General features: G+C 71.8%; 13 protein-coding genes and 1 pseudogene. 9 read left to right on the top strand and 5 right to left on the bottom strand.

Features of this window, described 5'->3' with window-relative positions; all coding sequences use genetic code 11:
* Nucleotides 1-22: 22 nt before the first annotated feature.
* Complete coding sequence (locus WMF36_RS27755) at nt 23-430, bottom strand: hypothetical protein (RefSeq protein WP_437573779.1); 408 nt, start codon at nt 428-430, stop codon at nt 23-25.
* Nucleotides 431-700: 270 nt separating this feature from the next.
* Here WMF36_RS27755 and WMF36_RS27750 point away from each other — a divergent pair, with 270 nt between their 5' ends.
* A complete protein-coding gene (locus WMF36_RS27750; protein ID WP_437573778.1) occupies nt 701-1,498 on the top strand; it encodes a sensor histidine kinase in 798 nt (265 codons plus the stop codon).
* An 88-nt stretch (nt 1,499-1,586) separates the two neighbouring features.
* Here WMF36_RS27750 and WMF36_RS27745 read toward each other — a convergent pair whose 3' ends face one another.
* Nucleotides 1,587-3,440: a sigma 54-interacting transcriptional regulator gene (locus tag WMF36_RS27745; RefSeq protein ID WP_437573777.1), complete on the bottom strand. Its 1,854-nt coding sequence runs from the start codon at nt 3,438-3,440 to the stop codon at nt 1,587-1,589.
* A gap of 129 nt (nt 3,441-3,569) precedes the next feature.
* Between WMF36_RS27745 and WMF36_RS27740 the strand changes: the two are divergent.
* Nucleotides 3,570-3,848 (top strand): annotated as a pseudogene (locus WMF36_RS27740) (hypothetical protein); the annotation flags it as partial.
* A 110-nt stretch (nt 3,849-3,958) separates the two neighbouring features.
* A complete protein-coding gene (locus WMF36_RS27735; RefSeq protein ID WP_437573776.1) occupies nt 3,959-4,546 on the top strand; it encodes a TOMM precursor leader peptide-binding protein in 588 nt (195 codons plus the stop codon).
* Between the two features lie 10 nt (nt 4,547-4,556).
* Here WMF36_RS27735 and WMF36_RS27730 read toward each other — a convergent pair whose 3' ends face one another.
* Together WMF36_RS27730 and WMF36_RS27725 are read right to left on the bottom strand one after the other, a co-directional pair.
* Nucleotides 4,557-5,021: a BMA_0021/BMA_0022 family TOMM bacteriocin gene (locus WMF36_RS27730; protein WP_437573775.1), complete on the bottom strand. Its 465-nt coding sequence runs from the start codon at nt 5,019-5,021 to the stop codon at nt 4,557-4,559.
* Nucleotides 5,022-5,126: 105 nt separating this feature from the next.
* On the bottom strand, nt 5,127-9,356 hold the full coding sequence (locus WMF36_RS27725; protein ID WP_437573774.1) for a TOMM system kinase/cyclase fusion protein: 4,230 nt from the start codon (nt 9,354-9,356) through the stop codon (nt 5,127-5,129).
* Nucleotides 9,357-9,897: 541 nt separating this feature from the next.
* On the opposite strand from WMF36_RS27725, the gene WMF36_RS27720 reads away from it, so the two are divergent.
* Nucleotides 9,898-10,734, top strand: coding sequence for a hypothetical protein (locus WMF36_RS27720; protein WP_437573773.1), 837 nt, complete (start codon nt 9,898-9,900; stop codon nt 10,732-10,734).
* 97 nt (nt 10,735-10,831) lie between these two features.
* On the opposite strand, the gene WMF36_RS27715 is transcribed toward WMF36_RS27720, so the two are convergent.
* Nucleotides 10,832-11,827, bottom strand: coding sequence for a GDSL-type esterase/lipase family protein (locus WMF36_RS27715; protein WP_437573772.1), 996 nt, complete (start codon nt 11,825-11,827; stop codon nt 10,832-10,834).
* A gap of 596 nt (nt 11,828-12,423) precedes the next feature.
* On the opposite strand from WMF36_RS27715, the gene WMF36_RS27710 reads away from it, so the two are divergent.
* From WMF36_RS27710 to WMF36_RS27690, 5 genes are read left to right on the top strand one after another with little or no spacing between them, the layout of a single operon-like run.
* On the top strand, nt 12,424-13,020 hold the full coding sequence (locus WMF36_RS27710; RefSeq protein WP_437573771.1) for a response regulator: 597 nt from the start codon (nt 12,424-12,426) through the stop codon (nt 13,018-13,020).
* A 46-nt stretch (nt 13,021-13,066) separates the two neighbouring features.
* A complete protein-coding gene (locus WMF36_RS27705) occupies nt 13,067-13,798 on the top strand; it encodes a sensor histidine kinase (RefSeq protein ID WP_437573770.1) in 732 nt (243 codons plus the stop codon).
* A complete protein-coding gene (locus WMF36_RS27700; RefSeq protein WP_437573769.1) occupies nt 13,795-14,703 on the top strand; it encodes a hypothetical protein in 909 nt (302 codons plus the stop codon). Before WMF36_RS27705 ends, WMF36_RS27700 begins: the two co-directional genes overlap by 4 nt.
* Nucleotides 14,700-16,235 (top strand): sensor histidine kinase, encoded by a 1,536-nt coding sequence (locus WMF36_RS27695; protein WP_437573768.1) that lies wholly within the window; start codon nt 14,700-14,702, stop codon nt 16,233-16,235. The genes WMF36_RS27700 and WMF36_RS27695 overlap by 4 nt, the downstream gene beginning before the upstream one ends.
* A gap of 14 nt (nt 16,236-16,249) precedes the next feature.
* Complete coding sequence (locus tag WMF36_RS27690; RefSeq protein ID WP_437573767.1) at nt 16,250-16,996, top strand: response regulator; 747 nt, start codon at nt 16,250-16,252, stop codon at nt 16,994-16,996.
* The last annotated feature ends 64 nt before the right edge of the window (nt 16,997-17,060 follow it).

The following is a 17,060-nucleotide window of genomic DNA, read 5'->3' as shown; positions in this document are numbered from 1 at the left end:
GGGTCACTCAACCTGGGTCGGGTCACTCAACCTGGGTCGGGTCGCCTGTCGCCCGGATGCCGTCCGCCCGGATGCCGTACGAGGACACCGCGCTCGTGTCGTCGGTCGCCGGCACGCCGTCGCCGCCGACCTCAGCCACGATGAGTTGACCGCACCGGTCGAAGGAAAAATCGAACGGGACGAGACTTCTGGAGATCGTCGTGACCGGAGCGTCGCTGGGTAGCCCGCGGCCGCTCACGGGGAACACGTGGATCGGGTCAAGGACGTCCTGGCGATCCTGATCAACTCGATGCTCCGCCGTCCTGGCCGGCGACCACACCTCCCCATCCACACCGGCCTCGCCGACGGCCCGCCACGCCACGGCCCGCCACGCCACGCCACGGCCCGCCACGCCACGGCCCGCCACGCCACGGCACGGCTCGCGCGACACGCCTCGCCCCGCTCTTCCGGCGCGCGGGCGGTCCTGGCTTCGCTGCCCGCGGACACCGCCTCCTCGTACGCCTCTTGCGTACTTGAGCAAACGCGGGTCGCGCGCGAGGACACACCCGCCCTCGGCGGCCCGGACTCGTATGCAAGATCCAGGGTGAATGGCGCTCCGGCCCGCGGCGCGGACGCATGGCATCGCGGATGCTTAGCGACGACAAGACGACGACGCGACGACCCCACGAACGGCCATCCACTGTTGACCGGGATGCTCATCATGTCCGCCCTGAACCCGCAGCCCACTGGAACCCTCGATGCACGCCGGCCCGCTCGCGCCTCGGAGCACGACGGAGGGGACGGCTTTCGGGACGAGTTCCTCACGCTCGCATCGCATGAGCTCAAGACGCCCCTGACCTCGCTCGCGCTGCAGGTGCAGAGGATGAAGCGGATGAGCGAGCGGCAGGCGGAGGACGCGTCGACGTGGGTCGCCTCGCTCGAGGTCGTCGGCCGGCAGGTCAACCGGCTCGCCCGGCTCTGCGACGACATGCTCCAGGCGATCACGCTCCGAGCGGGCCAGCTCGCGCCCGAGCGCCAGAGCGTCGATCTCGGGGCGCTCGTCCGGGAGGTGGTCGCCGGGCTCGCGGTCGAGCTCCGCGCCCCGTCCGTCACGATCTCGGTCGACGCGGCGGAGGGTGTGGTCGGCCGCTGGGATCGTGAGCAGATCGGGCGCCTCGTGTTCCACCTGGCCAAGAACGCCATCATGTTCGGCGAAGGCCGGCCGATCTCCGTCGAAGTGAAGGCCTCTCCCAGCGGGGCGCAGCTCCTCGTCCGCGATCACGGCACGGGCATCGCGGACGAGGACCAGGAGCGCATCTTCGCCTGCTTCGAGCGCGTGGGCGACGTGGAGCACTTCGGTGGACTCGGCCTCGGGCTCTATCTCGCGCGCGAGATCGTGCGCGCCCACGGCGGCCGTATCGGCGTGGAGAGCTCGCTGGGCCGCGGCTCGACGTTCCTCGTCGACCTCCCGCTCGGTCCCGAGCCTGCGATTCAGTCCAGCGTCGCGCGCGCCCCGTGAACGCCGTCGAGCCCATGACCCCGCGTTCCGGACCCATGACCCCGCGTTCCGGACCCATGACCCCGCGCTCCGGACCCATGACCCCGTGCTACGGATCCCCGGGCGGCGCGTACCCGAGCCGCTTGATCCCGAGCGCCTTGAGCTTGTAGACGAGCGTGCGCAGCGGCATGCCGAGCGCGCGCGCCGCCTCCGTCTGGCTCCCGCCCGCCTTGCGGAGCGCCTGGACGATCAGCTCGGCCTCGCAGCGCTGGAGCCGCGCCTTCAGGAAGTCCCCCTCAGGAGCCGCGGCCGTGAGCTCGACGCCATCGCACGGCGGCTCGCGCTCCACCTCCGTCGCGACCGGCGGCGGCGCCGCCCGCGCGCGCTCGGGCAGGTCCTCCTCCGCGATCCACTCGCCCTCGGCGATGACCACGGCCCGCTCGATCGCATTGCGCAGCTCCCGCGCGTTCCCCGGCCACGCGTAGGCCCGGAGCCGCGCGAGCGCGCCGGCGTCGAACCCGCGAACGAAGCGAGCGTTCGCCTGGTTCGCCTGCTCGAGGAAGCGGAGCGCGAGCGGCTCGATGTCCTCCGGGCGCGCCCGGAGCGGAGGGATCGTCACCGTCATCGCGTTCAGGCGGTAGAGCAGATCGCTGCGGAACCCGCCGGACGCGCACATGGTCTCGATGTCGCGGTGGGTCGCCGCGAGGATGCGCGCGTCGACCTCGATCGGCTTGTTCGAGCCGACCCGGGTCACCTGCCGCGTCTCCAGGACGCGCAGGAGCGCGGCCTGCGCCGCGGCCGGCAGCTCGCCGATCTCGTCGAGGAACACCGTCCCCCCGTCCGCCGCCTCGAACACCCCCCGCTGCTGCTGCCACGCGCCGGTGAACGCGCCGCGCTCGTGGCCGAAGAGCGTGCTCTCGACGAGCTGCTGCGGGATCCCCCCGCAGTTGACGCACACCATCGGCTTCCCGCTTCGCGGGCCGAGGTCGTGGATCGCGCGCGCCACGACCTCCTTGCCCGTCCCCGTCTCGCCCAGCAAGAGCACCGGGATCGACGACCGCGCGACCCGCTTGACGATCTCGAAGACGCGGAGCATCGCGGGGCTCGCGGCGACGGGATCGGTGCGTCCGGAGCCCGGATAGCTCTTCACGGTCCCGCCCGGCGCCGAGCGCACCGGCTGATCCACCGTCGCGCTGCGCACCGCGCTCCAGCATCGATGGAGCAGCTCCTCCGCCACGGTCCCCGCGTCCGGGAACGTCGCGAAGCCCGAGAGCACGACGGGCCCCCCGCCCCCGGGCGGCGCGGCGAGCGCGCGCGCCACGTCAAGCGCCGTCTCGGCCCCGGCCTCGAGGAGCAGCGCCGCCACCACGTCCGAGCTGTAGAGCGCGATCCGGTCCACGGGGCGCAGCAGCGCCCGCACGCGCGGGAACAGGTGGCTCACGTGGGCGTCCTGCTGGCGCGCGGGCCGGGCCATGACGATGGCGAAGCTCCGCCCGAAGTAGCGCGCGCGCTTCACCTCCTCCTCGAGGGCGACGCGGAGCTGCTCGTGGCTCAGCAGGCCCGGCAGCTCGCCCTCGGCCGCCGTGATCGAGCGGACGGCGACCACCACCTTGCCCAGGATCACCTCGTCCCCCGGCTTCACCTCGCAGCGCGCGACGCGCGCCCCGCCGAGCCAGGTGCCGTTGGTCGAGCGCAGGTCCTCGATGAGGACGTTGTCGCCGGACAGGGTGAAGCGGGCGTGCTCGCGCGAGAGGCTGGTGTCGCGGATCTGGACCTGCGACGGCGGCGCGCGGCCGATGACGACCGGCGCGCTCGGACTCAGCACGACGCGCTCGGCCCCATCGCGATGGTAGACGAGCAGGGCCACGCGCCGGTCGTCCTGCCTGACCCGCTGGATCGCGTCGATGAAGCTGTTCGACAGCGGCGTTGTCTCCATGCCGCTGTCCTCGCGAATGACTGACACGCTGGTTACCCCCCTCTCACGAGATGTCGTCCCGGGGCCCGGGCGCCACGCTGCGCGCCGGGCGGCGCGTGGCGGCGAGCCCACCCACCCGCCCGCCCGACCGCCCGCCTCGCAGGCAGGCGCTCGCTGATGCTGAATTGCGCACCGGCACGGGCGTCTCCAGCGGCCCGCGACGCACCAGATGGCTCACCGGGTCCGGTGTTCATGCCCCTCATGCCGCGCATGCCTCGCATCTTGCAATTCAAGCACCACCTGCGCGTCGAGCCCGCTGGTGACAAGGAGACCGTGTTCCTGATCGGCGAGCGCGAGCGCTTCATGCTCCGCGGCCGCGTCTATGGGCTCCTCGGGCCGCTCCTCGACGGCCGCCGGACCGAGGACGAGCTCGTCTCCGCGCTCGACGGCGAGGTCTCCGCCGTCGAGGTCCGCTATGCGCTGATGCGGCTGGAGCAGCGGGGCTATCTCGCCGAGGCCGCGCCGGCGCGTGGAACCGGCGCGCGCTCCGGGAGGTGCTCCGCTGGGTGCCGGTCAAGCCCGGCGGGGTCGAGCCGTGGATGGGGCCGATGTTCCGCCCGGGCGCCGGGCCGTGCTGGGCCTGTCTTGCGCACCGGGTGCGGCATAACCGCCCGGTCGAGGCGTACCTGGAGCGGCGGCGCGGCGGCGGCGACCCGCTCCTGGCTCCGCGCGTCGTCCTGCCTGCGGGCCGGAGCGCGGCGCTCGGGCTCGCCGCCGTGCTCCTCGCGCGCTGGATCGCCGCGGGAGGCGCCGGCCCGCTCGACGATCGCCTCTACAGCCTCGATCTCGCGTGCATGCGGCTCGCGGAGCACCCGAATAGTCGGTTGCGCGGCTTTTGCGATCACGACCCCCGGCGCCTCCGGGGCGTGGCGCTGCAGTGCTTCATCGAGATCGAGCCGGACGAGCCTTTGCTGGCGCAGGCGCTCCCGTGGCTCGGGGAGGACGACGCGATCTTCGGGACGGACTTCCCCCACATCGACCACGACGCGGGCCTGGTGGAGCGGGCGCTCGCGCTCCGCGGCAGGCTCCCCGGCGACGCGCTCCGCAAGATCCTCTGGGACAAGGCCGCCAGGTTCTACGGGATCGAGGAATGACTCAGCAGATTCAGCAGATGAGGACGGAGAGCGAAGCGTCGCTCGCGAGCTCGGCCAGCGCGACGGGACGCTCGGACAGCTCCGGCGGCGGTGGGATATAGAGCGTGACGGCGCTCGCCGACGGATCCCAGCCCTTGCGCTGCTCGCAGAAGCGCCACCCGTCGCCGCTGGGCGAGCCCGGCTCCCGCGCCTCGCGGAGGGTGAGCTCGATCCCCGGCGGCAGCGTATAGCTGCAGCAGGCCATCAAGAACTCCCGCGGATCCCTCTTCAGCCGAGCGAGCTGCGTCGGGTCTTCCCACGTGAGCGCGACGGCGCGCAGCCACGCGGACTCCAGCTCCAGGAGCTCGTCCTCCGTCGCGCCTCGCTCGCGCGGGGGGCGCATCTCGACCGAACCGGCTCCACCCTCGACCTGCGCCCTGGTGCTCTCGGTCTCCGACGTCCCGGACTTGTAGTTGGATGACTGAGGGGAAAACATGGCTGTCTCCATCGTGCAGGTGCCCTGGGATACATGGAGCCGACGCTGCGCCCCGTCGACCCCTCCGCGGGAGATCGAGAGCGCTGGAGAAGGTGCCGCGACAGCTCAACCGGCCAGCTCCTGGTGCAGCGTGCGCGCCTCGGCAAATTCGGGCAGAGCGGCGCACTCGACAGGCCAACCGCTGAGCTTTCGGAGCAGCGGGCGCGCCTCGTCGCGCCGGTCCTGCCGCACGAGGATGCGGCAGAGCGAGAGCGTCGAGCGCAGCTCGATCATCCGCGAGCCCTGCTCGTGCGCGATCGCGATCGATTGACGCAGGCAGCGCTCGCTCTCCTGCTCCGCCTGGGCGCCGCAGGCGCGGAGAGACAGCGCCTTCAGGCGGTAGAGCTCCGGGACGTAGTAGACGTCGCCCAGCTCCGCGGCGAGCAGCAAGCAGCCCGCGAGCCGCTCGACCGCGGCCTCGTGCTGCCCGCGCTCGGCCTCGAGCTCCGCCACGAGGGAGAGCCAGTACGGCAATCCCATCTTCTGACCGGTGTGCCGGATCGCCTCGACATCCCGCCTCAGCTTCTCGAGGTCGCGCTCTGCCCAGGAGCGCATGGCCCAGCAGAGCTCCTTGAACCAGAGGCAATGGCGCTCGGTCAGCTGCACGAGAGAGTCGGTCACCGCGGCGACCTTCTCCCGCTCGTGGCCGTAGTGATAGACGCCGGCCAGGTGGAGCAGCGCCATTCCGAGGGTGTTCGGGTGGTCGAGCTCGCGCGCCCACGCCACCGCGGCCTCCCCCTGGGCGAACGCCTGCGCCGGGCTGCCCATCAGGTAGAGCAACAGCGCGAGCGTGTACTGGCCATTGGTCTTGGGATCGAAGCCATACAGGGCGACTTGCTCCCGATGCGCAGGGTCGTAGAGCTCGATGCCGCGAGCGAGGTGCGGGCGAGCCTCGGCGAGCTTTCCCTCGAAGAACAGGCAATTCCCCAGCAGCACCATGGACGCGACCCGCTGGCCGGTGTCCTGCGACCGCGTCGCCATCCCGAGCAGCCGCTCCGTCAGCGCCCGCGCTTCGCGCCGATGGCTCCGGAAGTTGTGGTACCAGAACATCGCCCACAGCGTCGGCGCGGTCATCGGGCTGTCCCCGAACGCGTCGCTCAGCTCCTCGCAGCGCTTCACCGCCGCCGCGAGCTCCTGGAGCATGTACCCGCGGCGCTCCAGGAGCGCCATGATCAGCAGGCTGTTCAGGCGCAGCTCGACGAGCGCGCGCTCCCGGTCGTCCGTGATGGCCTCGAGCCAGCCGAGCGCCTGCGTCACGTGGAGGACGGCCTCGTTGTCGTCCGCGTTCGCCGGCCGCTTCAGCGCGCGCTCCGCCGCGGTCTCCGCATAGGCAATTGCCTGTTGCTTCTGCTCGGCGGCGGCGTGGTGGTGCGCGAGCAGGTCGGGCCGCGCCGCGGCGAGCTCGGGGAAGCGCTCCTCGAGCGTCCGGGCCACGCGGGCGTGCAGCTGCCGCCGGCTCCGCTTCGAGAGCGACTCGTAGGCGGCGTCCCGGATGAGCACGTGCTTGAACAGGTAGGTCGGGTTGTTCAGCCGGCGCTTCCTGTGGACGAGGTCCGCGGCCATCAGCCGATCGAGGTCCTCCTGGACCAGCGCCCCGTCGAGCGTGGACACGGCGCTGAGCACCTTCAGGCTGAACTCCCGGCCGAGCACCGCGGCGATGCGGGCCGTCTCCTTGGCCCTGCCGAGCCGGTCGAGGCGCGCCATCAAGAGGCCCCGCAGCGTCGTCGGGATCGCGAGCGCCGAGATCGGCTCGGAGAGCGTGTAATGGTCCCCCTCGTCCACGAGGGACCCGGACTCGAGCACCATCCGCGTCAGCTCCTCGACGAAGAGGGGGACGCCGTCGGTCCTTTCGACCACCTGCTCCAGCAACGGCTCGGGCAGCGAGCGGCCGCCGGCGAGCCGCGCGACCATGTGCTCGACGTGCGAGCGATCCAGGCGGCCGAGCTGGATCTGGAGCATGCCCGACGTCGACCAGGGCGGCGAGAACTCCGGCCGCGCGGTGAGGAGCGCCATGAGCCGCGCCGACGGCACGTCGACCATCAGCATCCCGAGCCACTCCAGGCTCGTCGGATCGGCCCATTGCAGGTCCTCGACCATGAACAGGACGGGCCGCTCCTCGGCCATGTCGAAGAGCATGGTCGCGAGCGCGTTGAGCGTCCTTTCCTTCTGCCGCGGCGGCGGGTCCTGCGGGGCGGAGTAGCGCGCCTCCAGGGGGATCGACAGCAGCGCCGCGAACAGCGGCACCGTCTCCTCCAGGTCGAAGCCGCGGCGGGACAGGAGCCCTTCGAGCCGGGCGAGCCGGCGCCCCGGCGCGTCGTCCCGGCCGGGGTCGATCAGCCGATCGAGCAGCTCGATCATCGGGTGGAGCGCGCTGCTGCGCCGGTCGGGGGTGCAGCGGCACTCGAGGCAGCTGTGCCCGTCGCCGTGGAGCCGCCGGGCGAGCTCCCAGCTGAGGCGGGATTTGCCGATCCCGGGCCCGCCGGTGACGAGGATGCTCTGCCCGATGCCCTGCCGGACCTGGCCCCAGCGCTGGAGCAGGAGATCGAGCTCCTGGCTCCGTCCGATCAGCGGCTCCGTATCCCGGCCTGCGGTGTCCTGGTCCTGGGGCGGGACAGCGATCTCCTGTCCCATGCGGTAGATCGCGACCGGGCGGTCCGCATACGAGAGGTCGTGCGACGTCACCTGATCGAGCGTGAACCGGCTCCGGAGCAGCCTGAACGCGTCGCCGCTCACCACGATCGTGTCCGGGGCCGCGAGCGCGCTCAGCCGGGCAGCGATCTGCGGTGTTGTCCCGAGGTGCTGTGTGTAGCGTGGACACTGGCCGGCGATCACGAGGCCGGTGTGGAGCCCGATCTGGACCTCGAGCGAGAGGCCCCGCGTCGCTTCCAGGCGCGCGCTGCGCGCGCGGACGCCCTCCACGATCTCCAGCGCCGCGCGCGCGGCGCGCCGGGCGTCGTCCTCCTGCGCGGACGGGTAGCCGAAATGCAGCAGGATCTGATCGCCCAGCGCGCCGGCGAAGCGCCCGCGGTGGCGGCGGGCGATCTCGGAGCAGACGTCCTGTTGCTCGCCGAGCAGATCATCGATCTCCTCGACGTCGGTGCTCTTCAGGCCCGGGCCCGAGGTGGTGAAGGCGCAGCAGACGATGGTGAGCGGCCGCCGTTCGCCGTCGAGGCACCCGGCGCCGGCGCCGCCGGCGCGCTCCCCCTCCAGGGGAGAGGGCGTGTCGTCCAGGCGCGGTGTCGCCGGGGAAGGCAGCGTGTCTGCCGCCGCGCGGTCGCTGGACGTCGCCCGGCCCTCCGGCGGGAGCCGATCGAGCGGCGCCGTCTCGCTTTCGCTGTAAACCCAGCCGTCCCCCTCCGGCGCGTCCGGGGCCATCGGCGGGTCCAGCGCTCGCGCGGGCGCGACGAGGTCCTCACGGCTCAGCTCCTCGACGTCGCAGGTCTCGAGCGCGCGCAGCAGGCTGGAGGCGGTGACGACGCGATCGGACACGTTCTTCAGGGTCGCGCGCCTGAGGAGGGTGCCGAGCGGGTGCCCGAGGAGCGCCGCGGGGATCGGGATCGGCTCGGAGCTGGCCTGTCGCAAGAGCACCTCTTGCAGCGACCTGCCGGCGATCGACGGTCGCCCGGTGAGGCACTCCAGGAAGACGAGCCCCCAGGCGTACAGGTCCGATCGCACGCTCACCGGCTGCCCGAGGAGCTGCTCCGGCGCTGCATAGGCGGGCGTACAGAGGATCTCGTTGCTCGGGGTGAGCTTGGCGTCGATGCCCTCCATGGCCCCGGCGATGAGCGCGCCGATGCCGAAGTCGAGCACCAGCGCGTTGCGCCGCGCGCCGGTGGAGACGATCATGATGTTGCTGGGCTTGAGGTCGCGGTGGACGACGTTCTGCCCGTGGGCGCAGCCGAGCGCGTCGAGGATCTGGAGCATCAGGTGCCGCGCCTCCCGCGGCTCCAGGGAGGTCTCTTCGGCCAGTACCTCTGCCAGGTTCTTGCCGGGCACGAGCTCGAAGATGGTGTAGAGCGTGCCCTCGTCCGTCTGCCCGGCGTCGATGAGCCGGACGATGTTGGGGTGGTGGAGCTGCGCGCAGAACCGCGTCTCCTGGTGGAAGCGGGCGCAGCGCCGGGCGACGTCGGCGGGCTTGCCGCCCCGGGTCGGTCGCATGACCTTGATGGCCACCATCTGCCCGGTGGCGAGCTGACGCCCCTTGTAGAGGTCGGCGAACCCGCTCTCCTGCAGCGCGGAGACGATCTCGTAGCGCTCCTGGAACACGGCTCCCGGGCCGATGGCGGTCCGGCTCATCGTCGCTCCCCCTGCTGGGCGGCGCGGCGCGACAGGGCGAGCGGGCGCGCTCCGGGAGGAGCGGAGCGCCGCGCCGAACGGCTCGCCTGGTCGATGATGCGCTTGCGCAGGGCGGCTGTCGACCTCGTCAATAAGGCTCTTCCACGGCCGACCTCGCTGCTCACGGTAGCTCATATAAGGTGTGGAGCCTCGGACGTCCGTCGAGGGTCGTCCGGTTCCGGCGCAATTGGCGAAGAAATCCGGGATTGCGCTCGCGCCCGGCCGGCGCCGCGGGGGCGCCGCGGCCGGCGGACGGACCGGAGCGCGCGGGGCGGCGCGCCGCTCACAGGGCGGCGGGGCTCGTCCGGAGCTGTCCGAGGCCGCTAGAATCTTCTACCGCAGCTGCCGATTCAATCGCTGCGATCTGCAGTGAATTGACCCCTGACGCCGCCGGTGAGAGGGCGAGGGAGCGGCCTTCGTCGGCGACCTGTCGCGCGACGCGCCGCGAGCGCCCCACGGCCTGTGAGCGACGACGCAAGGTTCTTTGGAAGGAGTGCGAAACATGCTGAGGCAACTGGCGACGAACATCGTTTTGCTCGCATTCGCGGCGGCTGGTCCGGTCGCGTGCTCGGGATCGGGTGACGGCCCTGCGGGCACCGGCGACAGCAGCGCCGCCAGCGGGAGCGGCGGCGCGGCGGTTTCCGGCGGACAGACCTCGGTCAGCAGCAGCAGCAGCAGCAGCAGCAGCGCCGGCGGGGACGGCGGCGCGGGAGGCCTCGCGGACGGGGGCGGCGGGGGCACGGACGGCACGGGCACGGGCGGGGCGGGCACGGGCGGGGCGGGCACGGGCGGGGCGGGCACGGGCGGCGCGGGCGGGGGCGAGGGTGGCGCGGGGACCGGCTGCGTGGGAATGGGCGGGATCTCCTACACGCTCGCGATGGCGCCTGCGCCGACGGCAGAGCAGCAGTCCGCGTACGACATGATCACGAGCGCCATGGATGAGGCGCTGTCGCACTACAACTGCCACACGAGCATCGAGAAGCGCCTGTCGGTGACCTACGTGCCCTCGGTCGCTACGGCCGACGGCAACGTCAATGGATCCATCCGGTTCGGCTCGCTCGCCTCCATGAATCACATCACGGCCATGCACGAGATCGGCCACACCCTGGGGGTCGGCAGCTTCGAGTTCGCGGCGCTGGTGAGGGACGGCATCTTCACGGGCGAGGCGGCGACGAGCCAGCTCAGGGCCATCACGGGGAACGAGAGCGATGTCGTGCACGCGGACAGCCAGCACTTCTGGCCGTACGGGCTCAATTACACGAGCGAGGTCAAGACGACGGACGATCTCGTGAACCATTGCAAGATCGTGGCCGCCATCCGTGAGGACCTCGGCTTCTGAGGGTCTCCCGCGCCGCGGCCCGGCTCCGCGGCCGAGGGCGGCGCGGCTCGCGGGCTCCTGGGCGCGATTCGATGCGCCGGCGCGCGCCGGCGCGGCGTCACTCGAGGTACGCGGCCAGACCGAGCTCCTGATCGCGGAGCGCGTCGGCGACGACCCTGGCGATCTGCTCCGCGCCGGAGCGCGCGAAGTGCGTGTGATCATCGCAGAAGAACTCGCCGACCGGCCCTCCGGTCGTCCCGCTCACGTCTCCCCCGGGGACCGGGCAGAAGCCGAGGGTGTTGTACAGCGCGACGCTGTGCTCGTGGAGATCGATCACCGGCACGCCGTGCTCTTCGCCCGCCTCGTGGGTCGCGGTCATATACTCGCCGCGCGTCCCGCGGGCCGTGCTGCCATTGCAGGCGATCGCGCTCACGGGGGTCACGAACACGGGCTGGGCGCCCCGCTCCTGCGCGGCGAGAGCCATCATCCCGTAGCTGCTCTTGAAGGCGTCGAGCCCCACGTGCCGATCGCACGTGCGCGAGCCGTCGTTGATGCCGAACTGGATGAACAGGTAGTCTCCCCGCTTCATGCCGTCGAGCATCTGAGTCCACCTGTCCTGCAGCACGGGCTCGCCGCTCGAGTCGCGATCGAGCTCGCACTCCCCCGCGCCATCCATGACGGTCTGCACGTGGTAGAGCCACGTCCGCACGCTGCGGCCGCCGACGGCGCTGTTCACCACGGTGACCCGCTCGTCGAAGAGCGCCGCGAGCTGGCCGCCCCAGCCCGCCGGGCAGGGGGTCTGCCCGTTGGCGACCGTGGAGTCGCCCGCGATCCAGATCGTGATGTTCGGCAGCGGCCCCATCCCGCCTGACCCGCCGCCGCCGGCGCCGCCGGGATCGCCGCCCGAGCCGCCCGCTCCGGCGGGCGCGTCGCCGCCGGCCCCGGTGCTTCCACCGGCTCCCGTCGACGCCACCGTGCTCCCCGTGCCCGCGCTCGAGCTGCTCGCTCCGGGCGATGCGCCTCCGCCGGCCCCGCCCGTTCCAGCGCCGGTGCCGCCCCCGGAGGCCCCCGGATCCGTGCAACAGGCCAGGGCGAGCAGCGTGACCCACGACACCCGGGCCACCCTCCGACGAGCGGCAAATCGAACGTCCCAGTGCATGAACATGCCTTTCCTCCAGCGTCCCTGTGTCCGGGACGCCTTCCAATCAATCACGGATAGGCGCTTTTTTCTCGAAGCTGCCGACCGAGGAGCGCTTTATGTGATGCTCGACGCATTTTTGAAGCGTCATTGAAATCGAATCCACGCGCTCCGGCGCTCCGCGGCGGTCCCCTCGAAGAGGAGGCTCCTCGATGTCAGCGGCGGTGGTGCAGCGGTGTCCGGAGGCGAGCCGGCCAAGTCGCCTGGGCAACCCGAACGGAAATCCAGTCTTCCGCCGTGAGCTGTAGATGGCAGTAGGTTGCCGTTGACTGACGCGGAATTTGTCACGTAGCTTTACCAAGGGGGTGACGCTGGCCGAGGGGGGGCGTCGCAAGGGACAGCAGGAATCACCAAGCGCGCTCTCGTATGCCCGCGACGCAGCGGCATGAGACTCGAGCACGCGATAGCCAGAGGAGACGGTAGTTGTGTCAGTGCCTCTAAGAGCTCATCGCACACTCTCGCAGGGGAAGGACGACAGCGCCGTCCATCCCGTCTCGCGGCCAAGGTATCGAGTGCTCGTCGTCGACGACGACGAGCGGGCGCTGCGCAGCATCGCCGCCGTCCTGTCCGCGGACGTGGACGTCGTGACCTGCGCGTCGGCGGAGCACGCGCTGAAGCTGCTCGAGGGGAGGCGGTTTCACCTCGTCTGCTCCGACTTCTTGATGCCTGGAATGAAGGGCGACGAGCTGCTCCGGCAGGTGTCGAGCATGCCCGTGTACACGAGCTGCCTCCTCGTCACCGGGGCCGATGAGTACATCCGCTCCATGAGCGGCAGCCACAACTATGTCATCCTGAAGCCGTTCGACCCTGACCGGCTCATCGGGATCGTGCTGCAGCTCTCGCGCCTCGCCGAGATGAAGCGATCGGTCCACTCGATGACCGACTCCCTCGGTTCGCCGGGCCTGACGGGCGCGGCCGCCGGAGGCGAGATGGTCTCCTGCGAGCCTCCCGACTCCGGCTCGCTGCCGGACTCCGCGCTGGCGCCCCCCACCTCGCGGCTCGGCTCCCGCGCGGCGGCCGGATCCGCGGCGCGCGGGCCGCAGCAGGGGCCGGAGCTCACGAGGGTCGACCCCGCGACGCCCGGCGCCCCGGGGCGGTACGCCAAATGAGGGCGCGCGCGGCGCTGCGGGCGAGGGCAGAGGGACGAGGTGCCGCATGATCAGCTGGGATCCCCTGGGCGCAGCAGAGCAGGTCGCGGTCGCGGACGAGATCCTGTCCGTGCTGCGTCACGACCTGCGCAACCGCTTCGCCATCGTCCGCAATGCATCGTTCTACATCCGACGGAAGGTCGCGGGAGAGGCGGCCTACACGGCGGATCCGAGGATCGCGGAGTTCTTCGGGATCATCGACGAAGAGGTGATCGCGGCGAGCACGCGGCTCGACGAGTCCGTGGACGCCGCGCAGCTCTTCACCCGCAGGAGCGTGCGCGTGAGCGCGGCCGAGTGCGTGCGGCGCGCGGCGGCGTGCGCGCGCACCGGCGCGTCCGGGGCCCGCGTCGAGCTCTCGGCCCAGGACGGCGACGTCGAGGCCGACCCGATCGAGCTCGCCGTCGCGGTGCGGTGCCTGATCGAGAACGCCGTCGAGTCGATGCCAGGGAACGGCGTGGTCACGGTTCAGGGCACCTCGAACGGCGCGCGGTACCTCATCCACGTCACGGACATGGGAGCTCTCCCCGACGACGTGGACGGCGAGGCGATCTTGCGCCCTTTTTACACGACAAAACCGGGGCACTTCGGCCTGGGGCTGAACATCGCGAGGCGGGTCGCCCGGCGCTACAGCGGCACGCTCGCCCTCGAGCCGCGGTCGCGGGGCACGTCGGCGGTCATCGAGCTGCCGCTCGCCGCACCGCCCGAGGCCGGCGGCGCCGGGCCGGAGCCGGCGCCTTGAGCGCGGATCGACCGCCCGGAGACCGCGCGCGGCGCGCGCCGGCGGCCCGGAAGCCGGCGGCCGTGACCGCGTCGCAGCGCGCGCGTGCCGCGATCTCGCTGGGCCTGCTCCTGGCCGCGTCGACGGCGGCCGCGCCCGCGGAGCAGCAGCGGACCGAGGCCGCGGGGGAGCCGGCGCGGCCCCCGGTCGAGGAGCTGTTCCTCGGCGAGACGGCGTTTCCGCAGGAGGCGCTCGAGCTGCAGGTCACGAGCGCGCCGGCGTGGGAACGCGCCGGGCGCCGGGTCCGCTTCGGCATCCCGCTGCTGCTGGAGCTCGGTATCACCGATCGCCTCCAGGTCGGGGGCGAGCTCCCCCTGGAGCTCGTGCGCCACGACAGCGGGGTCGCGGCCGGGCTCGGCGCTGTCCAGGCGGAGGTCCTGGTCAATCTCGTCAACGACCAGGCGCTCGGGCTCGCGCTGTCCGCAGGTCTCGAGGCCGGGCTCCCCGCCGGCGCGCGCGAGCTCGGCGCGCCGGGCTACGCGCTTTCGCCGTTCGTGAGCCTCGACAAGGCGATGGGCGGCGTCCACGTGGCCTTCTCCGCCTCGACCGAGGTCCGGCTGCCGGCCGCGCCGCGTGACGCCGCGGAGCTCGGCCTCGGCGTCGCGCTGGGCGTGGTCTTGCCGCTCGGCGCCGTGGTGCCGACCGTGGAGCTCGCCGCCGAGCTCGACGACGCCGCGTCGCTCCTCCTCGCGTCCGGCGTGCTCTGGCACCCGGCGCGGGGCCTGGAGCTCGGCGCCGCGCTCGAGCTCGGGCTCCTGGGTGAGACGCCCGAGGCCGGGCTCCTTCTCCTCGTCACGCGGGAGATCGAGCTCGCGGGTGACGGCGACGATCCCCTGAAGCACGGCAGCAGGAGCCGCTCCCCATGAGCATTCGAGCCCGACTGGCCTCCATCTTCGGCGTCGCGCTGGCAGCGGTCCTCGTCGCCGCGGCAGCCTTCTACTTCACCATCGCGGAGATGCTGATCTTCCAGCGGCGGGCCGAGGCGTCCTACGAGGACCTGAGGTTGCACGTCACCCTCGCGAGCGACGCCAGCCGCTACATGAACGAGGCGGCCAAGGCCGCGCTCAGCGGCCGCCTCAGCGCGGAGCTCTCGGGGGCGGCCGAGGACGCGGCGCGCGCCCTGGCCGCCATCGAGGCGCTCAAGAGGAGGATGATCGCCGACGAGGAGATCAGGGAGAGCGATGAGGAATCGACGGAGGAGCTCGGCCACATCCGCTTCATGCGAGAGAGCTTCGACCACATCGTCGCGAGCACGGTGGCGACCGCCCGTATCGCGGACGAGCGCGCAGGCGAGCGACACGCGATGTTCGTGCGGCTCTCCGATGACGAGTACACGGAGCGGTTCCTCCCGCACATCAGCGCGGCGGTCCACGACGCGGAGCGGGACGTCGCCAGGATCCTCGCCGACGAGCAACACCTCCGCACGCGCGTGGCGGTGCTCGGGGCGGCGGCGATCGGCGGAGCGCTGGCCGTCCTCGTCCTGCTGCTCGGACGGCTCCTCCGCGCCATGGATCGCGGCTTCAGCACGCTGGTCGAAGGCTCGCGGCGGATCGCTCAGGGCGATCTCGATCTGCGCGTCCCCGAGCTGGATGAGCACGAGTTCGGGCGCATGAGCGCGGCGTTCAACCACATGGCGTCCGGCCTCCAGACCGCCCAGGAGGCCAGGCTGCGCATGGAGAAGCTCGCGGCGGTGGGGCAGCTCGCGGCGAGCGTCGGACACGACCTCAGGAACCCGCTCGGCGCCGTCCGGAACGCGAGTCATTACCTCAAGAAGCGCCTCTCCGCGACGGAGCTCGGCGCGGAGCCCCGCATCGCGCAGTTCCTCGCGATCATCGAGAAGGAGCTCGCGGCGTGCAACAGGATCATCGGCAACCTGCTCGACTTCGCGCGCGAGCGGCGGCCTCTGCTCTCGGCGTGCGCGCTGAGGCCCCTCGTGGACGACGCCATCTCGGTGATCGAGGTCCCGCCGCACGTGCGCGTCGAGAACGAGGTGCCCACCGCGCTCCCTCTCGTGGAGCTCGACAGGGACCAGTTCCGGCAGGTGCTCGTGAACCTCATCCAGAACGCGGCCGAGGCGATCCCGGTCGAGCGCGAGGGGCGCGTGCGGGTCGCCGCGGCGTGGGGGAGCGACGGGCTGACGCTCTCGGTGGCGGACAACGGGACGGGCATCTCCGCGGAGATGCTCGCGCACATCTTCGAGCCGCTCTTCAGCACCAAGCTGAAGGGGACCGGCCTCGGCCTGGCGATCAGCGCCGGGGTCGTCCAGCGGCACGGCGGCAAGATCGAGGCGACGAGCGAGCCCGGCAGCGGCACGACGTTCGTCGTCCGGGTCCCAGGGCGCGAGGCGCCGAGGGCGGCGGAGCCGAGAGAGGCGTCCTCGGGAGCTCAGGGCACATGACAGGGGGTCGAGCCATGCAGGAGTCCGTGCAGCAGATCAAACGTGTGCTCGTGGTCGACGACGAGGAGGGCATGCGCATGACGCTCGCCGCCAACCTCGAGCTCGAGGGGTACGAGGTGGTGGAGGCGAGGGACGGCGTTCACGCGCTCGAGCTCGCAGGGCAGCAGGCGTTCACGCTCGTCCTCAGCGACGTCCGCATGCCCGGGCTCAACGGCGTCGAGACGTTCCGGGAGCTCAAGAGGATCCAGCCGGAGCTCACCGTGGTGCTGATGACCGCGTTCGCGCTCGAGAAGCTCATCGAGGAGGCGATCGTGGAGGGCGTCTATACCGTGATCTACAAGCCGTTCTCGATGGATCACCTGGCGCGCGTCGTCGCTCGCGCGGTCGACGCGCCGGCCGTCCTCGTGGTGGACGACATCCCGAAGGTCGCCGACTCGATCGTCGCGGTGCTCCGGGCGGCGGGGCTGTCGGCCCACGCCGTCCACGACGGGCGGACCGCTGTCCAGCACGTCATCGAGCGAAGCGTCGATGTCTGCGTGCTCGATATCGTCATGCCCGATCAGGACGGCGTCGCGACGTGCGCGCAGATGCGGGGGCTGAAGAAGCGCGTCACGGTGATCGCCATGACCGGTCACTCGGTCCCGGAGATGGTCAGCGCGATCATGAGCAAGGGCGGGTATACGTGCCTGCGCAAGCCGTTCGACGCGCGCGAGCTCATCCACACGATCGCCCGTGCCCGGGGAGACGCGGCGCCGGCGTGAGCCGCCACGGCGTCGTCCTTTCAGGCCGGCGGGCGGCTCGCGGTTGACGGTCCACCGGCGCGTC

Source organism: Sorangium sp. So ce887 (assembly GCF_051521455.1).
GTDB lineage: Bacteria > Myxococcota_A > Polyangia > Polyangiales > Polyangiaceae > Sorangium.
This window is presented reverse-complemented; position numbering and strand designations above follow the sequence as displayed.

Excerpts from the sequence above, each read along its gene's own strand:
- WMF36_RS27725 (WP_437573774.1), bottom strand. The coding sequence starts at position 9,356 with ATGAGCCGGACCGCCATCGGCCCGGGAGCCGTGTTCCAGGAGCGCTAC.
- WMF36_RS27705 (WP_437573770.1), top strand. The coding sequence starts at position 13,067 with ATGATCAGCTGGGATCCCCTGGGCGCAGCAGAGCAGGTCGCGGTCGCG.
- WMF36_RS27720 (WP_437573773.1), top strand. The coding sequence starts at position 9,898 with ATGCTGAGGCAACTGGCGACGAACATCGTTTTGCTCGCATTCGCGGCG.
- WMF36_RS27690 (WP_437573767.1), top strand. The coding sequence starts at position 16,250 with ATGCAGGAGTCCGTGCAGCAGATCAAACGTGTGCTCGTGGTCGACGAC.
- WMF36_RS27695 (WP_437573768.1), top strand. The coding sequence starts at position 14,700 with ATGAGCATTCGAGCCCGACTGGCCTCCATCTTCGGCGTCGCGCTGGCA.
- WMF36_RS27730 (WP_437573775.1), bottom strand. The coding sequence starts at position 5,021 with ATGTTTTCCCCTCAGTCATCCAACTACAAGTCCGGGACGTCGGAGACC.
- WMF36_RS27750 (WP_437573778.1), top strand. The coding sequence starts at position 701 with ATGTCCGCCCTGAACCCGCAGCCCACTGGAACCCTCGATGCACGCCGG.